Genomic DNA, 19,413 nt, shown 5'->3' with positions numbered 1-19,413 from the left:
GATTACCTTAATGAGTCAGCGAAGCAGTTGACGGGACGACCGGGGCGGCGTTTTCGCCGGGCTTGCTGTCTTCGAAGCCTCCCCCGAGGGCCTGCATCAACTGGATCGAAAGATCGATTCGTTCCGCGTTGAGATCAGCCTGTTGGCGTTGCGATTGCAGCAGTTGTTGCTCGACGCTCAGCACGTCCAGGTAGTTGCCGATGCCGGATGAGTAGCGCTGAACGACGGTGTCGTAGGATTTCTGAATCACGTCGGTCGCCTGCTGGCGCGCCTCGATCTGGCGGCGGATGTCGCGCAACTGGCCAATGCCATCGCTGACATCCCCCAGCGCCCGGACCAGCGTCTTGTTGTACTGCGCCACGGCGAGGTCGTAGTCGGCGTCCCGCGCATCAAGGTCGGCACGGCGACGGCCACCGTCGAAGATCGGCAGCGACACCGTCGGCGCGACGTTGAAAAAGCGACTGGCCGAGCCGAACATCGCGTCGCCCAACATCGACTCAACTCCCGCCGACGCGCTCAGGTTGAGGTTCGGGTAGAAGTTGGTCTTGCTGACGTCGATGTTTTTGCTCGCCGCTTCAACCCGCCACCGCGCCGCCACCAGATCGGGGCGACGGCCCAGCAACTCAGCGGGCACAACCGAGGGCAAGGCCACAACAGCGGGTTGCAGCACGGCAGGCCGGCTCAGTTGTTCGCCGCGGTCCGGGCCTTTGCCCATCAGCACGGCCAGCTGGATTTTGGCGCTGCGCAGGCTCTTGTCCGCGTCCGCGAGCGATTCGCGGGAGTTGGCTTCCAGGCTCTGGGTCTGCTCGTACTGGTACTCGCTGTCGATGCCCGACTTGAAACGCCGCGCGCCCAGGTCCAGCAGTTGACTGGTGCGCTTGAGGTCTTCGGCCGCCAGGTCGCGGACGATGTAGGCCTGGCCCAGGTCGCTGTAGGCGCGGGCGACGTCGGCCGCCAGGGTCAGTTGCGCCGCTTGCTGATCGACTTCGCTGGCACGGGCCTGGCCCAATGCCGCTTCCCAGGCAGCGCGCTGGCCGCCCCACAGATCGAAGTTGTAATTGAAGCCGGCGCTCAGGCTGCGCAAGGTGCTATAGCGCCCGCCTGCACCGGTCGGGTCCTGGTCGCGGGCCAGACGGGAACGGCTGACGCCGGCATCGGCATCGACGGTCGGCATGCGTTCGGCGTCGGCGGCATAGGCCTGGGCACTGGCCTGACGGGTACGGGCCGCGGCGATCTGCATGTCCGGGCTGTCGCGCAGCGCTTCAGTGATCAAGCTGTTGAGCTGTGGATCGCCCAGGCTGGTCCACCAGTCGCGCTTGGGCCAGGCCGCCGGTGACAGGGTGATGCCGTTGAGGCTCTGGGCGGTCTGCAGGCTGTTGGCATCGATGCCGACGGCTTCGGTGTTCAGGCCTTTGGAACTGGCGCAACCGGCCAGCACCAGTGCCACGACTATCACGCTCAAGGACGTGCGCAGGGTCGAGCCCCGCTGAATGTGAGTGCTCATCGTTCGGCGATCCGGGCAATCGTGATGGGGTCGCCCGAGGCAACCAGAATTTTCGTCAGAATCTTTTCCAATGCCAGCAGCTCACTGTCTTCCAGGACGCCGACCATCTCGTTCATCGCGTGTGCACCGATTTCCGGGAGCAGATCGGAGAGCGCCTTGCCTTCATCGGTGAGCACCAGTTGCACCTGACGCCGATCGGATTCCGAGCGCGCACGGGACAGCAGGTTTTTCTGCTCAAGACGATCGAGCATGCGGGTCATCGAACCGCTGTCGAGGTTCAACATGCGGCAAATGTCAGCCGGGGTCTCGGCGCAGAAACGCGCGATCATCACCAGCACTTTGAACTGCTGCGCGGTGACGCCGTGGGGCTCGAGATGTCGGTCGAGGATGCGGTTTTTCAGCTGCTCAGTCCGGCCCAGCAGCATGCCCAAAAGACTGTCGTGAAAGTTTTCAGGAGTGAAATGTGCCATTGATAGCCACCCATTATCTGCTTAGGCAGTGAATGGGGCGGATCTTACTGCCTAGGCAGCAAACACACAATGAAACAAATTTTAAGGCGCGCGAATTCAGACGAACGTGGTTCGCCTGCTGAATGGGTAGGTTTCTACAGTGGGCTTAGAGCGCCGGCACACCGCTGTGGAAGCGGAAATCTTCATCCGGGCTCAGTATCAGCTCGCGCTCGGCCAGGCGGATTTCTTCGATCTTGGCATCGACGTCCGCCTCTGTGCCGTAGGTGTAGGCGAGCTTCAGGTAATCCTGAAAATGCCGGGCTTCGGACTTGAGCAGGCTGGCGTAGAACTTCGACAGGTCTTCGTCCAGATGCGGCACCAGTGCGGCGAAGCGTTCGCAGGAACGCGCTTCAACGATGGCGCCGACGACCAGCGCGTCGGTCAGGCGATAGGGGTTGTGGGTGCGAACGAGTTTGCGCAGCGACCCGGCATAGCGCGCCGAACTGATGTTGGCCATCGGGATGTTGCGCTTCTTGATGATGCCGATCACTTGCTCGAAGTGACGCAACTCTTCGCGCGCCAGCCGCGACATCTTGGCCAGCAGGTCGAACTTGTCGTTGTACTGAAACATGAACTGAAACGCCGCACCGGCGGCCTTCTTTTCATTGTTGGCGTGATCGATCAGCAGGATATCCAGATTCTGCAAAGCGGCCTGAACCCAACTGTCGGGCGTGGGGCAAAGCAGGAAGGCGTCGATCTCTGGATAAATCTGCATGGGTTCACGGATGGCTGGCTGGGCAAGGCGCAGCATTATACGGAGCCTGACGGACAGAGCCAGCCTGCGCAGATGAAAAGCGCAGGATTTACTGCCAGCGGGTGAGGGTCACGCCACTGTCAGACCGCACCCATTGCATCCTTGAGGAAGCCGGGCGCGATGTAGCGCTCATAGTGCGCTTCGGACAGCAGGAAGAATTCCCGATCAATGGCATCGCGCAGTTCAGGCAGCGACCAGTCGCGAAACTCCGGCAGCAGCACCATGCCGTAGGCGTCCAGCTGGTTGATCACCCGCGCGCCCCGTGCAATCAACTGGTACGCCCAGCAATATTCCGACTGATGCGGGACGAAACGGATTTTGCGTTGCTCCAGTTGCGCCCGCAACCTGGCCGGGTCGAACACCTCGACTTTCCCGGCCATCACTTGCACCAGCAGCTGTTCCAGGCGCAGCCAGACAGCGCGCTTCGCGTCTTCGTCGTAGCCGTTCCAGTGGATCACTTCGTGGTGGAAGCGCTTGCATCCGCGGCACACGAGGTCGCCGTAGACAGTGGAGCACAGGCCCACGCAGGGCGTTTTGATGATTTGATTGGGCATGACGGAGCAACACGGCGGCGAACGAAACAAGCCGGCATGTTAGCCCTTTGTCTAACGAGGTACACCCTTCAACCTGTAGGGGCTAACTTACCTTCAGCGGTTTTTTACCGTAGAATCACCGGGCCTTTTAAGGCGCCAATGTCCGTTGGAAGCTGTTTTCAAAGCGTCACGAGCACAGTCAGGGCTTTTTACGATGAGTCGGCCAGCCACTTGTCGCGCAAAGCCCGCCCCGCAGTCCGGTCCGACGCGAGTTCGCTTGCGTCCCCTCCTCGACCGATCATGCAGGCGTAAAACTTTGAAAACAGCTTCTGTTGGAGATCGTCAGCTTCCTGCCAAGAAACTTTAAAAAGTTCGAGAGCGCCGATGCGGACCTTCTCTGGATGAGCGTCCCGGACACCCATTTGGGACCACTGATGAGGGTAATACTGTGCTTGAAGCCTACCGTAAACACATCGAAGAGCGTGCCGCCCAGGGTATCGTGCCCCAGCCGCTTAACGCCGAACAAACTGCAGGCCTGGTCGAGCTGCTGAAAAACCCACCGGCTGGCGAAGAAGCTTTCCTGCTTGACCTGATCACCAATCGCGTTCCACCGGGCGTTGACGAAGCTGCCTACGTCAAAGCCGGTTTCCTCTCTGCCCTGGCCAAGGGCGAAGTTCAATCCCCTCTGCTGGACAAGACGCGCGCCGTCGAACTGCTCGGCACCATGCAGGGCGGCTACAACATCGTGACCATGGTTGACCTGCTCGACGATGCCGAGCTGGCACCGGTCGCCGCACAGCAACTGAAGCACACACTGCTGATGTTCGACGCCTTCCACGACGTCGCTGAAAAAGCGAAGAACGGCAACGCACACGCCAAGGGCGTGATGCAGTCCTGGGCTGACGGCGAGTGGTTCCAGAAGCGTCCGACCCTGGCCGAGAAGATCAGCCTGCGCGTCTTCAAGGTCACCGGCGAAACCAACACCGACGACCTGTCGCCTGCACCTGATGCCTGGTCGCGTCCGGACATCCCGCTGCACGCCCTCGCCATGTTGAAGATGGCCCGTGAAGGGATCGTGCCTGACGTTCAGGGCTCCATCGGCCCGATGAAGCAGATCGAAGAAATGCGCGGTCAGGGCTTCCCTATCGCCTACGTTGGCGACGTGGTCGGCACCGGTTCTTCGCGCAAGTCGGCGACCAACTCGGTGTTGTGGTTCTTCGGCGACGACGTCCCGAACGTCCCGAACAAGCGCGCTGGCGGTTTCTGCTTCGGCACCAAGATTGCCCCGATCTTCTACAACACCATGGAAGATGCCGGCGCTCTGCCAATCGAATTCGATGTCTCGAACATCAACATGGGCGACGTGATCGACGTCTATCCGTACGCGGGCAAAGTCTGCAAGCACGACAGCGAAGAAGTGATCACCACCTTCGAACTGAAGACCCCGGTACTGCTCGACGAAGTCCGTGCTGGCGGTCGTATCCCGCTGATCATCGGCCGCGGCCTGACAGACAAGGCGCGTGCTGAACTGGGCCTGGGCCCGACCGACCTGTTCAAGCTGCCTGAAGCCCCTGTCGACACCGGCAAAGGTTTCACCCTGGCGCAGAAAATGGTGGGCAAGGCATGCGGTCTGCCGGAAGGCAAAGGTGTGCGTCCTGGCACCTACTGCGAACCGAAGATGACCACCGTCGGTTCTCAGGACACCACAGGTCCCATGACCCGTGATGAACTGAAAGACCTGGCGTGCCTGGGCTTCTCGACCGATCTGGTGATGCAGTCGTTCTGCCACACCGCGGCGTATCCGAAGCCGATCGACGTGACCACGCACCACACGCTGCCTGACTTCATCATGACCCGCGGCGGCGTTTCCCTGCGTCCGGGCGATGGCATCATCCACAGCTGGCTGAACCGCATGCTGCTGCCGGACACCGTCGGTACCGGCGGTGACTCGCACACCCGCTTCCCGATGGGCATCTCGTTCCCGGCCGGTTCGGGTCTGGTGGCGTTTGCCGCGGCCACCGGCGTCATGCCGCTGGACATGCCGGAGTCGATCCTGGTCCGCTTCAAGGGCGAGATGCAACCGGGCATCACCCTGCGTGACCTGGTGCATGCGATCCCTTACTTCGCGATCCAGAACGGTTTGCTGACCGTCGAGAAGAAAGGCAAGAAAAACGCCTTCTCGGGACGCATCCTGGAAATCGAAGGCCTGGACAACCTGAGCATCGAGCAGGCATTCGAACTGTCCGATGCCTCGGCCGAGCGTTCTGCCGCAGGTTGCACGATCAAGCTGTCGAAAGAGTCGATCACCGAATACCTGAACTCAAACATCACGCTGCTGCGCTGGATGATCGAACAGGGTTACGGCGATCCGCGCACGCTGGAGCGTCGTGCTCAAGCGATGGAAGCCTGGGTCGCCAATCCGGAGCTCATGGTTGCGGACGCTGATGCCGAGTACGAAGAAATAATCGAGATTGATCTGGCCGACATCAAAGAGCCTGTGCTCTGCGCGCCAAACGATCCGGACGACGCGCGTCTGCTGTCCAGCGTTGCCGGCGAGAAGATCGACGAAGTGTTCATCGGTTCGTGCATGACCAACATCGGCCACTTCCGCGCGGCGGGCAAGTTGCTGGATCAGGTCAAGGGTCAGCTTCCAACGCGTCTTTGGCTGTCGCCGCCGACCAAGATGGACGCTCATCAATTGACCGAGGAAGGCTACTACGGGATCTACGGCAAGGCTGGCGCGCGCATGGAAATGGCGGGCTGCTCGCTGTGTATGGGTAACCAGGCACGTGTGGAGCCGAATTCGACGGTGGTGTCGACGTCGACCCGTAACTTCCCGAACCGTCTGGGTGATGGGGCGAACGTGTATCTGGCGTCGGCTGAGTTGGCGTCTGTGGCGTCGATTCTGGGTCGTCTGCCGACGGTCGAGGAGTATATGGAGTACGCGGGCAAGATCGACAGCATGGCTGCCGATGTTTATCGCTACTTGAGCTTCGATCAGATCGCGGAGTTCCGTGAGGCTGCAGCGAACGCTAATATTCCGGTTGTTCAGGCTTAACAGCTGAGACCGTGTTGAGAAAACCCCGCTTCGGCGGGGTTTTTTGTTTTTAAGATCAAGGGCGTCTGCCTGGGGGCAGACTGTTTCGCCTCCGGCGAGTTACTTGGAAAAGCACCCCAAGTAACCAAGGGTGCTTGCTCCTGGTTTGGCCCGACTTCGTCGGGTTCCCTCACTTCGACGACGCTCCGTGGGCCCGCGCCGAACGGACATCCATGTCCTGACGGCGCTCTCGCCGCATCCATGCGGCTCGACCCACTACGCATCGTCTACGTTCGGCCTGCACCCAAGTTGCGTTTTGCGGTGACTGGGCTTTTTGCGTATGAAGATCAAAAGCAGATCAAAAGCTTCCCGGCTGAAGCCGGTCCTACGGGCGTACGCGCTGCTGTCAGCAGGACCGGCTTTAGCCGGGAAGACGGCCCCACTGACTGCATGCGTTGCTTTTAGTGGGACCGGCTTTAGCCGGGAAGGGGCCGGTGTGGGCGAGGGCAATTTCACGGCCTGGCACGTTGATCGTTCCCACGCTCCGCGTGGGCATGCATCCCGTGACGCTGCGCGTCACAACGTGCGATATCCATGCTTCTAGCCGTAGCCACGCCCGCAATCAGCCGCTTAGACTGTCCCCTCTTTCTGTTTTCAAAGGATGAATCCAGTGAATGTTGCTGTTGATCAGGTGGTGATCCATCGTTTCACCGAGGCCCATATCGAGGGTGTCACTGCGTTGTATAACGACCCCAGTGTGTGTCGTCAGGTGCTTCAGATGCCGTATCAGTCGGCCGATGTCTGGCGCAAACGGCTGGCGGGGGCGGATGAGCGTTCATCGAAGCTTGTCGCTCTGCATCAGGGTCAGGTGATCGGCAACATTGGCCTGGAGCAATACGCGCGCATTCGCCAGCGGCATGTCGGCGCCATCGGCATGGGCATCGCGGCGGCCTGGCAGGGCAAAGGGGTGGGGTCGAGGCTCATGGCCGCTGTGCTGGAAGTCGCGGACAACTGGATGAACCTGCACCGGGTGGAACTCACCGTGTTTGCCGACAACGAAGCCGCTTTGGCGCTGTACCGCAAATTCGGCTTCGAAACCGAAGGCCGCCTGCGGGACTACGCCATACGCGACGGCGTCCTCGTCGACGCTATCAGCATGGCGCGCTTTAAATAACCGATCAGCCTGTGGAAGAGCGACGCAGAGCGTCTGGGGATGCATGCCCACGCGGAGCGTGGGAATGATCAACAGCATTCGCGAGCAAGCTCGCCCCCACAGGCAGGGTGTCCGATCAGCAAAACTGCCAGCATCCCCACTGGCCCCTTCCCGGCTAAAGCCTGTCCCACTAAAAAGCACACCGCGTACACCCTGTGGGACCGGCTTCAGCCGGGAAGCTGTTGATCTGCCTTGCTTTTGATCTTTGAACTCAAACAGTCCAGACACCGCCAATCGCGACTTGGGTGCAGGCTGAACGCAGGTCTCGTGGAGTGGGCCGAGCGGCATGGATGCCGCGAGAGCCGCCCCCCGCCATGGATGGCGGATGGCGGCGGGCCCACGGAGCGAGACCGGAGTGAAGGAACCCTGAGGAACGAAGGGCCAAACCAGGAGCAGGCACCCTTGGTTACTTGGGGTGCTTTTCCAAGTAACTCGCCGAAGGCGAAACAGTCTGCCCCCAGGCAGACGCCCTTGACCTTGATCTCCCCAACGCAAAAACAAAAAAAGCCCCGCGTCTCACAACGCGGGGCTTCCGATTACAGACGACTAAACCATCACACCACCGCCGTCTGCCCACTCATTGCCAGATCCAGCAACTCACGGTTAGCGACCGCATACATCGCATAATCATTACCACTCGCCGCACGCAACTCCACCAACATCGCGCGCCAGCGCTCGACCATCGGCAAATGCTGCTCCAGCCACAGACTCAAACGCTCCTCGACATCCGCAGGACCATTCGCCATCTGCAACACCGACACCGTAATCGCCCGCTGCTGCCAATCGATATCATCACGGAACGCCTCACGGGCCAGCGCCTGCCAATTGTTCTCCACCGGCAACGCACTGATCTGCTGCAAATACCACGTCACATCCAGCGAACTGCCCACCGCGAAATACACCTTCGCCACGTCCGCTGCATTCTGACCAGTCACATCAGACGCCTCGATGATCGGCAACAGCGTGTACAGGTGACTCGTACCCGCCACCATCCGCGCCAGCAGCTCCGGCACGCCGGCCGCGACGTACTCCTGATAACGCGTCTGCCAGACCTCACGGGTCGGGCCTTCCAGCAACTCGTCCAGCTTCAGACCCAGTGCCGCGATGTGCGGACCGAAGTGCGCCACATCACGCCCTGCGTCCAGCTCATTGCGACGGCTGCGCAAGAACCAGCGCGTCGCGCGACGACCCAGACGCATCAACTCATCCATCAACGCCAGCTGAATCTCCGCCGGGACCTTGTAGTCCAGCGCCTCGATCTGACGGAACCAGTGCGGGAGGTGGAAAATGTCACGCACGATCACGTAAGCACCGGCCACGTTGGCGGCGGTCATGCCGGTCGACTCTTTGAGCCGCTGCACGAAGGTGATGCCCATGTGGTTGACCAGATCGTTGGCGATCTGCGTGCTGACGATTTCGCGCTTCAGACGGTGGCGACGCATCGACTCGGAGAACTTAGCGCCCAGTGACGGCGGGAACGCCGTTTCCATGTCACGCGCCAGATAGTCGTCGTCCGGAACGCGGGATTCCAGCAGCGCTTCCTTGAGGTCGATCTTGCTGTAGGAGATCAGCACCGACAGCTCGGCCCGGGTCAGGCCTTTCTTCTCGGCGATGCGCTCGGCCAGTTGATCTTCCGCCGGCAGGAACTCGATGGCACGGTCCAGCTTGCCCCGCACTTCCAGGTCGCTCATCAGGCGCTTGTACTCGGCGATGCGCTCGTAGGCACGGCGCTCCGCCAGGGACAGGGCCTGGGTCTGCTTGTAGTTGTTGCCGAGGACGAGGTTGCCCACTTCGTCGGTCATGCTTTCGAGCAGCAGATTGCGCTGCTTCTCGGTCATGTCGCCGGCCTGGACCACTTCGTTCAGCAGGATCTTGATGTTCACTTCGTGGTCGGAGCAGTCCACACCACCGGCGTTGTCGATGAAGTCGGTATTGGTCGCGCCGCCCATCAGGCCGAATTCGACGCGGCCCAGCTGGGTCATGCCCAGGTTGCCGCCCTCGCCCACTACCTTGCAGCGCAGCTGATTGCCGTTGACGCGCAGTGCGTCGTTGGCCTTGTCGCCGACGTCTGCGTGGGTCTCGGTGCTGGCTTTGACGTAGGTGCCGATGCCGCCGTTCCACAGCAGATCCACCGGCGCCATGAGCAGCGCGTGCATCAGCTCGGTCGGGGTCAGTTTGTCAGCGGTGATGTCGAAGCGCGCTTTCATCTGCGGGGTGATCGCGATGCTTTTCGCACTGCGCGGGAAGATACCGCCGCCTGCGGACATCAGACTGGTGTCGTAATCGGTCCACGCCGAGCGCGGCAGGTCGAACAGACGCTGACGCTCGGCAAAGCTGCTGGCCGGGTCCGGATTCGGGTCGATGAAGATATGCAGGTGGTTGAAGGCCGCGACCAGTTGCAGCTTGTCGGACATCAACAGGCCGTTACCGAACACGTCACCGGCCATGTCGCCGACGCCGATCACGCTGATGCTGTCCTGCTGCACGTTGATGCCGCGCTCGCGGAAGTGGCGCTGTACGCCAACCCACGCGCCCTTGGCGGTGATGCCCATTTTCTTGTGGTCGTAACCTGCCGAGCCGCCTGACGCGAAGGCGTCGCCGAGCCAGAAACCGTAGTCGATGGCGATGCCGTTGGCGATGTCGGAGAAGGTCGCGGTGCCTTTGTCGGCGGCGACGACCAGGTACGGGTCATCGTCGTCATGGCGCACGACGTTGGCCGGCGGCACCAGTGCGCCTTCTTTCAGGTTGTCGGTGATGTCCAGCAGACCGGAGATGAAGAGGCGGTAGCAGGCGATCGCTTCGGCCTGAATCTCGTCGCGGGTCCCGGTGGTCGGCAGACGACGGGGCAGGAAACCGCCCTTGGCGCCGACCGGCACGATGACCGAGTTCTTCACCTGCTGGGCTTTGACCAGACCCAGCACTTCGGTGCGGAAGTCTTCTTCACGGTCGGACCAGCGCAGGCCGCCACGGGCCACGTTGCCGAAGCGCAGGTGAACGCCTTCGACGCGCGGCGAGTAGACGAAGATTTCAAACTTCGGCACCGGCTTCGGCAGCTCGGGGATCAGGCGCGGGTTGAACTTGAAGCTGAAGTAGCTCTTGCTCTGGCCGTTGGCGTCGGTCTGGTAGAAGTTGGTGCGCATGGTCGCCTTGATCAGGTCAAGGTAGCGACGCAGGATGCGGTCTTCGTTGAGCACTTGCACGCCGTCCAGCGCGGTCAGAATGGCCTGCTCCAGACGCTGTTGCATGTCGTCGAGGTCGCCGCCGCTCAGCTTGCGCGCCAGATAGAAGCGGGTCTTGAACAGACGCGTCAGCTCGCGAGCGATGTCGGCGTGGTTATTCAGCGTGCTGGCGATGTAACCCAGGTCGAAGCCCAGGCGGATCTGCTTCAGGTAACGCGCGTAGGCACGCAGCAGCGCCACGTCGCGCCACGGCAAGCCGGCCGTCAGCACCAGACGGTTGAAGGCATCGTTCTCGGCTTCGCCACGCACGATGTGGACGAAGGCGTCCTGCAGCGTGTCGTTGAGCTGCTGCAGGTCCAGGTTCAGGCCTTCGCCGTAAGTGAACGCAAAATCGTGAATCCAGAATTCGCGGCCATTGGTGTGGCGCAGGCGATACGGGAATTCACCGAGTACGCGCAGGCCGAGGTTTTCCAGGATCGGCAGCACGTCGGACAGCGCCAGCGGCGTGTCAGCGTGGTACAGCTTGCAGTGCAGCTGCGCCTTGTCGCCGGACAGCGGCTGGTAAAAGCTCATGACCAGCGGATTGGCTTCGGACAGGCTCAGCACGTGTTGCATGTCGACCACGGCGGAGTGCGCGGCGAAACGCTCGCGGTAGCCGGCCGGGAAACCTTTCGGGAAGTCGGCCAGCACGTTGGTGCCCTGAGCTTCGCCGAAGCTTTCGATGACCAGACTGGCGTAGTCGTCTTTCCACGAACGGCAGGCCTGGATGACTTCGTTTTCCAGCTGCTGCGGATCGATGTCGAGGGTGACTTTCGGGTCCACACGCAGGATCAGCTGCACGCGCGCCAGTACCGACTCGGAGAAGAAGGTCCAGAACTCGCAGTCGGTGGCTTTCAGGCGATCCATCAGCACTTGCTGAATCTTCTGACGGACTTCGGTGGAATAGACGTCGCGCGGCACGTAGGCCAGGCAGTAGCAGAAACGACCGTACGGGTCTTTGCGCAGGAACACGCGAATCTTGTTGCGCTCCTGGATCTGCACGATCGACATGACGGTGGTGAACAGCTCGTCCACCGGGGTCTGGAACAGGTCGTCGCGCGGCAGCACTTCAACCACTTGCGCCAGTTCCTTGCCCAGGTGCGCCTTGGCGTCGAACCCGGAGCGGCGCTCGACTTCGGCGACCTTGCGGCGGATGTAAGGAATGGCACGCACGCTTTCGCCATACACCGAGGAGGTGTACAGGCCCATGAAGCGCGATTCCTTGATGACCTTGCCGTCGGCGTCGATCTGGCGGATCGACACGTAGTCCGGGTACGCCGGCCGATGCACGCGGCTCGGGTGCGCAGCCTTGGCGAACGACAGCAGGGTCGGCTCCTGCAGGTAGTTCACTGCATAGCCTTCGATGTGCAGGTCTTCGGCGGTGAGCCCTGCGCGCAGTAGTTTGGTCAGGCCAAGGAAGGACGACGGGTCGTACTGGAGCTGACCGCCCTCGCCTTCGCTGCTGACGGTGAATTCTTCATAGCCGAGGAACGTGAAGTGGTTGTTGACCAGCCATTCGAGGAACACCTTGACCTCGGATTTCTCCTCCGGGTCAATGGTGTACTCCGTGGCGTCGATGCCGGCCAGCAGCTCGTGGAGCTTGGCTTTCATCGGCTCGAAGTCTTCCACCGCGACGCGGACTTCACCCAGCACCTGCTCCAGTTCGCGGGCGAGCACGTTCAGCTCCGCGGCATTGGCGCAACGGTCGATCTCCAGGTACATCAACGATTCTTGCAGCACGCCGTCGCCGCTGGTGCCTTTTGGCAGCAGTTCGAGCAGTTGGCCCTTCTCGTCGCGACGCACGCTGAGCACGGTGGTCTGCAGCGTGTGGATGCTGTAGCCGCGGCGGTTCAGTTCGGTGCGCACCGAGTCGACCAGGAACGGCAGGTCGTGGTGCAGCACTTCGACGGCGGTGTGGGTGGACTGCCAGCCGTGACGTTCGTAATCGGGGTTGTAGACCCGTACCTGCGGCGTGCCGTGCTCGAAGTGTTCAAGCAGGCGCCAGGCCGAGAGGGTGCAACCGGCCAGGTCAGAGAGTCTGCGCTGGGTGAGTTCGTCGAGGGAGATGATGCCGAAGAATTGTTCGGCGAACAGCGCCACTTGTGGCAGTGCCTGTTCGCTGATGTGCTGAGCCAGTGCCGCTCGCAGTTGGTGCTGGAAGTCGGACTTGCTGGCTGCGGTGAAGAACGCCATCTGTGGTACTCCGATTGGCTTGAGCTTTTATATAGGAGAGATGCGTGTGTCGGGTGGAGCTTGTGTGTTTGCCTCGTTTGCGTCTGGTCGATGATAGTCAGCATAACGTGACAGAGGGCAATGCGATTGGCACTGCGTGAATTACTAACGCTTTTGGTGTGTGTGCCGTCACATTTGTTCGGCTCGGGTGCAGCTTAACGAGTGGCGCCCTGAATCTGCTTGCGATGCTGCGACATATTCGGACATCGGGTTGCAGGCAGGGTGCTTCGCTGGGCCTGTTCCGTAAGAAGGTCAAGAGCGTCGGCCTAACGGCCTTGGTTTCGCCTTCGGCGAGTTACTTGGAAAAGCACCCCAAGTAACCAAGGGTGCTTGCTCCTGGCTTGGCCCTTCCTTCGTCAGGGTTCCTTCACTCCGGTCCCGCTCCGTAGGCCCGCGCCGAACGGACATCCATGTCCTGACGGCGCTCTCGCCGCATCCATGCGGCTCGGCCCACTGCGCGTCGTCTGCGTTCGGCCTGCACCCAAGTCGCGTTTTGTGGTGTCTGGACTTTTTGTGCATGAAGATCAAAAGCAAAAGCTTCCCGGCTGAAGCCGGTCCTACAGTCATCGCCAATCCCACTTGATGCACGCGCTGCTTTTTTAGTGGGACCGGCTTTAGCCGGGAAGAGGCCAGTTTGAGCGCCATCAAATGGATAGGGGACTGATTTATTTACAGCGCTTCACCGTAAATTAATCTGTCCCCGGCGGATCGGTCATTCAACTGCCAACCGCAATATCCAGCAAATCTCCCACAAGACTGGCAAAATCCATCCCTGCCCTGCCCCCCAGCCACAGGAATCACCGCCATGCAAATGACCACCGACAGCTTCATCTATAACCCATGCGACGAGGAGGAAGATGATATGGCGCTGGCCTGTTGCCATGGCAGCAGCACCGGTGATCTGTTTCTGCTCGCGCGTTTCCCCGATGAGGATGAGGTCGATATCACGTTTCGTGACGACACTATCCATGTCGAAGACAACATCACCGTCACCCTGAGCGCCACTCGGCTGTTGGTCGAGATCGACGCCAACGACGCCAAACCCTTGGGCGGCGACGCCACGTACGACATTACCCACAGCACACCTGCCAATGAGCTGACCGAGCTGGACGCCACGCTGCGGATCATCCTCAGCGGTGTCGGGACGTACGTCAGCCAGATCAACTGAGACCTCCCCGGCATCGGGCCCCAATTGACGCAAATGTAAGACAGTTCTTGTTTTTGCCCAGTCCTTTGCTGAAAAGCCGAAAAAACCCGCCGGCCGATTAGTCGGCGCCCCTGCGATGGATTAAAGTAACGCCCCCAGCTTCGGCGCCACTTGGCGCTGCTGCCTCTCCTGCCAGGAACTGTCATCGATGGAACATCGTGAAGCGTTGATCGCGCTGCGGACCTTTCTCTCCACCCAGATTCTCGGGCAGGAGAAACTGGTTGAGCGCTTGCTGATCGCGCTGCTGGCCGACGGTCACATGCTGGTCGAAGGCGCGCCGGGACTGGCGAAGACCAAGGCGATCAAAGAGCTGGCTGAAGGCATCGAAGCACAATTCCATCGCATTCAGTTCACCCCCGACCTGCTCCCGGCCGACATCACCGGCACCGAAATTTATCGTCCGGAAACCGGCAGTTTCGTGTTCCAGCAAGGCCCCATCTTCCACAACCTGGTGCTGGCCGACGAAATCAACCGCGCGCCGGCCAAGGTGCAATCGGCGCTGCTGGAAGCCATGGCCGAGCGTCAAGTCAGTGTCGGGCGCAGTACCTACGACCTGTCGCCGCTGTTTCTGGTGATGGCGACGCAAAACCCCATCGAGCAGGAAGGCACCTACCCGCTGCCCGAAGCGCAGCTCGATCGGTTTCTGATGCACGTCAAGATCGGCTTCCCGGACGCCACCGTCGAACGCAAGATCCTCCAGCAGGCCCGGGGCGAAGCGCTCAACGGCGAGACCAAGCCGGAGCGCCGGGTCAGCCAGCAGGCGATCTTCGCGGCGCGCAAGGAAATCCTCGGGCTGTACATGGCTGACGCCGTTGAGGAATACCTGGTGCAACTGGTGATGGCGACCCGCACGCCCGCCAAGTTCGATGCCGAGCTGGCCGAGTGGATCGGTTATGGCGCAAGCCCCCGCGGTTCGATTTCCCTGGACCGCTGCGCCCGGGCCCACGCCTGGCTGGCCGGGCGGGATTTCGTCAGCCCGGAGGACATCCAGGCGATGGTCTTCGACGTGCTGCGTCACCGCATCATTCTGTCGTTCGAAGCAGAAGCGGCGGGCATCGATCAAGACCGCGTGATCCAGCGCATTCTCGACGTCGTGGCCGTCGCCTGACCCCATGCAACCCTATCTGATTTCCCAACCGGGCATTCGCATCAGCCTCGCCGAGCTGATTGAGATGCGTCATCGCGTGCGGGAAGTGCAGCTGTTCTCCACCCCCAGCCAGCGCAGCCCGCTGATTGGTCTGCACCATTCCAAGCTGCGCGGGCGCGGGGTGGACTTCGATCAGGTCAGGGTCTATCAGGCCGGGGACGACGTCAGGACTATCGACTGGCGCGTCACCGCCCGCACGCAAGAACCCCACACCAAGCTGTTTCACGAAGAACGCGAGCGGCCGATTTTCATCATGGTCGAGCAAAGCCGCCGCCTGTTTTTCGGGTCCGGGCTGATGTTCAAGTCAGTCCTCGCCGCCCAGGCTGCCGCGCTGGTGGGATGGGCCGCACTGGGCCACAACGACCGGGTCGGCGGGCTGGTGTTCGGTGACAACGAGCATTACGAAATCAAGCCGCGACGCAGCAAGCAAAGCCTGCTGCAACTGCTGAACCGGCTGGTGCGAGTCAATCAGTCGCTGCATACCGAAGCGGCTGCCGACCGTGACACCTTCGGCGTGGCGCTGCGTCGTGCGCGGGAGGTGATGCGTCCGGGCAGTCTGGCGATCATCCTGTGCGACGAGCGCGCGCTGTCCGATTCGGCCGAACAGCAACTGGCCTTGCTGTCACGGCATTGCGACCTGTTGCTGCTGCCGCTGTCCGATCCGCTGGACCACGCGTTGCCCGCCGCCGGTTTATTGCGCTTCGCTGACCGCGGCGCGCACCTGGAGCTCGACACCCTGAACGCCGACCTGCGCCAGAGCTACCGCGCCCAGGGCGAGGCGCGTCAGGCGCGCTGGGAACTGCTGGCGCAGAAACTGCGCGTGCTGTTGATGCCGCTGAGCACTCAGCGTGAAATGGTCGAGCAATTGCGCGAGTACCTCAACGGCCAGCGTCCGGTGAAACAGCCATGAGTGCGCTGGACCAGCTGCAACCGCTGATCCTGCCGGAGCCGGTCGGGTTCTGGCCGCCCGCGCCGGGCTGGTGGCTGTTGCTGATCCTGCTGCCCGCGCTCGGCTACGGCCTGTGGCGAGCGCGCACGCTGCTGCCAAAAAAGGCCAGCGCTGACACCGTCGAGCCATTGGACCCCTTGCGCCAGGCCGCACTGGTCGAACTCGCGCAGATGCCCAAACCCTACGACGGCGCACCGGCCGGAGCCTGGCTGCAACAGATCAACGGCCTGCTCAAGCGCCTGTGCCGCAATCACTACCCCTACAGCCAGAGCCACACCCTCAATGGCCGCAAATGGCTGGCGTTCCTCGACAACCGCTGCCCGGCCGCCGGCCTCACGCGCTGGATGATCCTCGTCGAGGGCGCCTACAAGCCCGAATGCAAACTCGACGACAAGGCCATCAACGGCCTGACCCAGTCGGTCGAGACCTGGATTCGCAAGCATGTTTGAGTTCGCCTGGCCGTGGCTTTTCGCCCTCCTCCCGCTGCCCTGGCTGATGCGCCTTGTGCTGCCCGCCGCAGACAGCGGCGAAGCGGCGCTGAACGTCAGCTTTCTCCAGGAGCTGGAAGGTCTGGCCGGGCGCCGTGCGCGAACCCATTTGCCGGGCTGGCGGCGACAATTGCCGTTCGTGACCGTCTGGCTCTTGTTGCTGGTCGCTGCCGCCCGTCCACAATGGCTGGGCGAGCCGTTACCGGTTGCCGCCAGCGGCCGCGATCTGCTGGTCGCAGTGGACGTGTCGGGATCGATGGATTACCCGGACATGGTCTGGAAAAACGACGAGGTCAGCCGCCTGACCCTGGTAAAAACACTGCTGGGGGACTTTCTTGAGCACCGTCAGGGTGATCGCATCGGCCTGATTCTGTTCGGCAGCCAGGCATATCTGCAGGCGCCGCTGACCTTTGACCGCAAGACCGTGCGGCTCTGGCTGGACGAAGCGCGGATCGGCATTGCCGGCAAGAACACCGCTATCGGCGACGCGATCGGCCTGGCGTTGAAGCGTCTGCGCCAACGCCCGGCCCAGAGCCGCGTGCTGATTCTGGTCACCGACGGCGCCAACAACGCGGGCCAGATCGACCCGAGAACGGCCGCGCGTCTGGCCGCCAGCGAAGGCGTGAAAATCTACCCCATCGGCATCGGTGCCGATCCCGATAAAGGCGCCACCAGCATTCTTGGCCTCAACCCCAGCCTGGATCTGGACGAGCCTGCGCTGCGGGAAATCGCCGCAGTCAGCGGTGGGCAGTATTTCCGCGCGCGCAACGGCGCCGAACTCGCCGGCATCGGCAAGGCGCTGGACCGGCTTGAGCCGGTGGCACAGCAACCGACCCAGGCACGTCCGGCCCGGGCGCTTTATCACGTGCCGTTAGCGATGGCCCTGTTGCTGAGCCTTCTGCTGGTGGTCCAGGAGCGCTGGCCGAACAACCCGGTCTACCGCCTTTTTTCGCGCCGCCCGACGCTTGTACAGGCCACGCTGTGGCGTGAACGCTTGAAGCGCCTGACGAGGCGCCCATGATCGACTTTCTCTCCGGTCTCTGGCCCCATTGGTCACGCCCTGGCTGGCTGCTCCTGCTGCCCGCGCTCGGCTGGCTGTTGTGGAGGCTATGGAATCGGCAGAAGCGCGTCGGGCGCTGGCAGATGATTTTGCCCAGCGCGTTTCATTCAGCGTTGCTCAGTGGCGGCGGTGGCCGGGACAGCAAATGGCCGTGGGTGGTACTGGGTCTCGGCTGGTTGCTGGCGGTCCTGGCACTGCTCGGCCCGAGCTGGCAGCGTGTCGAGCAGAACAGTCAGCGGCCGGTTGATCCACTGGTGGTGATGCTCGAACTGACGCCGGAAATGCTCGCCGCCGACAGCCCGCCCACCCGCTTGGAACAGGCGCGACGCAAAGTGCTCGACCTGTTACAGGCGCGCAGCGATTCACAGACCGCGATCATCGTGTATGCCGGCAGCGCCCACACGCTGGTGCCGCTGTCGGACGACCTGGCGACCAGCAAAAACCTGCTGGATGCGATCAAGCCGTCGATCATGCCCGAAGCCGGCCAGCGCGCAGACCTCGCCGTGCGCAAGGCTCTCGACTTGCTGGAACAGGGCGACCTCGGTCAAGGGCGGCTGCTGTGGATCGGTTCGTCCCTCAGCGACGCCGAGCGTCAGGGCATTCGCTCCGCGATGACCGGCCGCGACGCCCCTCCTTTATTGATGCTCGGCGTCGGCACCGCTGAAGGCGCCCCGGTCACCCAGGAGAAAGGCGGTTTTCTGAAGGACGCCCAGGGCGGCATCCTTGTGCCGCGTCTGGACGGGCCGGTGCTCAAGGATTTCGCCGACGGCATGGGCGGTCGCTACACGTCGCTGCGCCTAGACAATCAGGACCTCAACGACCTGGGCCTGCTCGACGGTCCGAAGAGTCTGATCAGCCAGGGCCAGAAAGTGCGCCTCGACCGCTGGGCCGACCAGGGCTACTGGTTGCTGTTGCCACTTCTGCTGCTGGCCGGTTGCGCCGGGCGACGCGGTTGGTTGTTGTGCCTGCCGTTGCTGCTGATGGCCGTGCCGCAACCCAGCTATGCCTCTGGTTTCGACGACCTGTGGCGCCGCCCCGATCAACAGGGCGAGCATCTGCTCAAGCGGCATCACCCGGCAGAAGCCGCGCGGCATTTCGAAGACCCGCAGTGGCAAGGTGTCGCGCTATACCAGGCCGGTGACTACGCCGGCGCCGTCCAGCGCTTTGCCCAGGGCAGCAGCGCCGCCGACCATTATAATCGCGGCAATGCGCTGGCCCGAAGCGGTGAGCTGGAAGCCGCCATCGACGCCTATGAACAGGCGCTGGAGCGTCAACCGGACTTCCCGGCGGCGTTGGCCAACAAGGCGTTGGTGGAACAGGTGCTGGAGCAGACCAAGGCATCGGATCAGGGGAAAGCCGACGAGAAGGCGAAGACTGACGAGAATGCCGACAAGGCCCGCGAAGGCAATGCCGGACAGTCGTCGTCGAGCGCGCAGTCGGCGCCGCAGGAGGCCAATGCCGACCGCTCGGCCAGCGATCAGCAAAGCGCCACCGACGAGCAGGCTTCCGGCGCAGGATCCGACAGCGATGAGCCGGCGCGTGCCTCGGGTAAGCCGGGCGAC

The 19,413-nt window shown here is 62.2% G+C and carries 12 protein-coding genes and 1 pseudogene; 8 read left to right on the top strand and 5 right to left on the bottom strand.

Annotated elements, in window-relative coordinates; all coding sequences use genetic code 11:
• Window positions 1-7: 7 nt before the first annotated feature.
• The 4 genes from SLW75_RS12655 to SLW75_RS12640 all read right to left on the bottom strand — a co-directional run bounded on the left by SLW75_RS12655 (window position 8) and on the right by SLW75_RS12640 (window position 3,321).
• Entirely contained in the window at window positions 8-1,504 is a 1,497-nt protein-coding gene (locus tag SLW75_RS12655; protein ID WP_410934590.1) for an efflux transporter outer membrane subunit, read from the bottom strand.
• Complete coding sequence (locus SLW75_RS12650; protein ID WP_065986418.1) at window positions 1,501-1,974, bottom strand: MarR family winged helix-turn-helix transcriptional regulator; 474 nt, start codon at window positions 1,972-1,974, stop codon at window positions 1,501-1,503. Before SLW75_RS12650 ends, SLW75_RS12655 begins: the two co-directional genes overlap by 4 nt.
• Window positions 1,975-2,119: 145 nt before the next feature.
• Window positions 2,120-2,728, bottom strand: coding sequence for a tRNA-(ms[2]io[6]A)-hydroxylase (locus SLW75_RS12645; protein ID WP_369306420.1), 609 nt, complete (start codon window positions 2,726-2,728; stop codon window positions 2,120-2,122).
• 119 nt (window positions 2,729-2,847) lie between these two features.
• Window positions 2,848-3,321 (bottom strand): DUF1289 domain-containing protein, encoded by a 474-nt coding sequence (locus SLW75_RS12640; RefSeq protein ID WP_065986417.1) that lies wholly within the window; start codon window positions 3,319-3,321, stop codon window positions 2,848-2,850.
• A gap of 427 nt (window positions 3,322-3,748) precedes the next feature.
• On the opposite strand from SLW75_RS12640, the gene acnB reads away from it, so the two are divergent.
• Together acnB and SLW75_RS12630 are read left to right on the top strand one after the other, a co-directional pair.
• Complete coding sequence (acnB, locus tag SLW75_RS12635) at window positions 3,749-6,358, top strand: bifunctional aconitate hydratase 2/2-methylisocitrate dehydratase (RefSeq protein WP_410934589.1); 2,610 nt, start codon at window positions 3,749-3,751, stop codon at window positions 6,356-6,358.
• 649 nt (window positions 6,359-7,007) lie between these two features.
• Window positions 7,008-7,511, top strand: a complete 504-nt coding sequence (locus SLW75_RS12630; RefSeq protein ID WP_410934588.1) for a GNAT family N-acetyltransferase — start codon at window positions 7,008-7,010, stop codon at window positions 7,509-7,511.
• Between the two features lie 593 nt (window positions 7,512-8,104).
• Here the strand turns inward: SLW75_RS12630 and SLW75_RS12625 are convergent.
• On the bottom strand, window positions 8,105-12,961 hold the full coding sequence (locus SLW75_RS12625) for an NAD-glutamate dehydrogenase (protein ID WP_410934587.1): 4,857 nt from the start codon (window positions 12,959-12,961) through the stop codon (window positions 8,105-8,107).
• 844 nt (window positions 12,962-13,805) lie between these two features.
• Between SLW75_RS12625 and SLW75_RS12620 the strand changes: the two genes are divergently transcribed.
• The 6 genes and pseudogenes from SLW75_RS12620 to SLW75_RS12595 form a co-directional block, all read left to right on the top strand.
• Complete coding sequence (locus SLW75_RS12620) at window positions 13,806-14,168, top strand: hypothetical protein (RefSeq protein WP_410929283.1); 363 nt, start codon at window positions 13,806-13,808, stop codon at window positions 14,166-14,168.
• Window positions 14,169-14,355: 187 nt separating this feature from the next.
• Window positions 14,356-15,315, top strand: a complete 960-nt coding sequence (locus tag SLW75_RS12615) for an AAA family ATPase (RefSeq protein WP_037013687.1) — start codon at window positions 14,356-14,358, stop codon at window positions 15,313-15,315.
• Between the two features lie 4 nt (window positions 15,316-15,319).
• Window positions 15,320-16,264 carry a DUF58 domain-containing protein gene (locus SLW75_RS12610; RefSeq protein WP_065986160.1) on the top strand — a complete coding sequence of 315 codons (945 nt, stop codon included), beginning with the start codon at window positions 15,320-15,322 and terminating at the stop codon, window positions 16,262-16,264.
• Window positions 16,261-16,752, top strand: coding sequence for a DUF4381 domain-containing protein (locus SLW75_RS12605; protein ID WP_065986161.1), 492 nt, complete (start codon window positions 16,261-16,263; stop codon window positions 16,750-16,752). Before SLW75_RS12610 ends, SLW75_RS12605 begins: the two co-directional genes overlap by 4 nt.
• A complete protein-coding gene (locus tag SLW75_RS12600) occupies window positions 16,745-17,812 on the top strand; it encodes a vWA domain-containing protein (RefSeq protein ID WP_192134631.1) in 1,068 nt (355 codons plus the stop codon). Before SLW75_RS12605 ends, SLW75_RS12600 begins: the two co-directional genes overlap by 8 nt.
• Window positions 17,809-19,177: pseudogene (locus SLW75_RS12595) on the top strand (VWA domain-containing protein); the annotation flags it as partial. The gene SLW75_RS12600 and the pseudogene SLW75_RS12595, both read left to right, overlap by 4 nt.
• Window positions 19,178-19,413 lie beyond the last annotated feature (236 nt).

Source organism: Pseudomonas sp. W5-01, assembly GCF_046540435.1.
Classification (GTDB): domain Bacteria; phylum Pseudomonadota; class Gammaproteobacteria; order Pseudomonadales; family Pseudomonadaceae; genus Aquipseudomonas; species Aquipseudomonas graminis_B.
This window is presented reverse-complemented; position numbering and strand designations above follow the sequence as displayed.

Excerpts from the sequence above, each read along its gene's own strand:
- SLW75_RS12655 (WP_410934590.1), bottom strand. The coding sequence starts at position 1,504 with ATGAGCACTCACATTCAGCGGGGCTCGACCCTGCGCACGTCCTTGAGC.
- SLW75_RS12650 (WP_065986418.1), bottom strand. The coding sequence starts at position 1,974 with ATGGCACATTTCACTCCTGAAAACTTTCACGACAGTCTTTTGGGCATG.
- SLW75_RS12645 (WP_369306420.1), bottom strand. The coding sequence starts at position 2,728 with ATGCAGATTTATCCAGAGATCGACGCCTTCCTGCTTTGCCCCACGCCC.
- SLW75_RS12640 (WP_065986417.1), bottom strand. The coding sequence starts at position 3,321 with ATGCCCAATCAAATCATCAAAACGCCCTGCGTGGGCCTGTGCTCCACT.
- SLW75_RS12625 (WP_410934587.1), bottom strand. The coding sequence starts at position 12,961 with ATGGCGTTCTTCACCGCAGCCAGCAAGTCCGACTTCCAGCACCAACTG.
- SLW75_RS12620 (WP_410929283.1), top strand. The coding sequence starts at position 13,806 with ATGCAAATGACCACCGACAGCTTCATCTATAACCCATGCGACGAGGAG.
- SLW75_RS12615 (WP_037013687.1), top strand. The coding sequence starts at position 14,356 with ATGGAACATCGTGAAGCGTTGATCGCGCTGCGGACCTTTCTCTCCACC.
- SLW75_RS12610 (WP_065986160.1), top strand. The coding sequence starts at position 15,320 with ATGCAACCCTATCTGATTTCCCAACCGGGCATTCGCATCAGCCTCGCC.
- SLW75_RS12605 (WP_065986161.1), top strand. The coding sequence starts at position 16,261 with ATGAGTGCGCTGGACCAGCTGCAACCGCTGATCCTGCCGGAGCCGGTC.
- SLW75_RS12600 (WP_192134631.1), top strand. The coding sequence starts at position 16,745 with ATGTTTGAGTTCGCCTGGCCGTGGCTTTTCGCCCTCCTCCCGCTGCCC.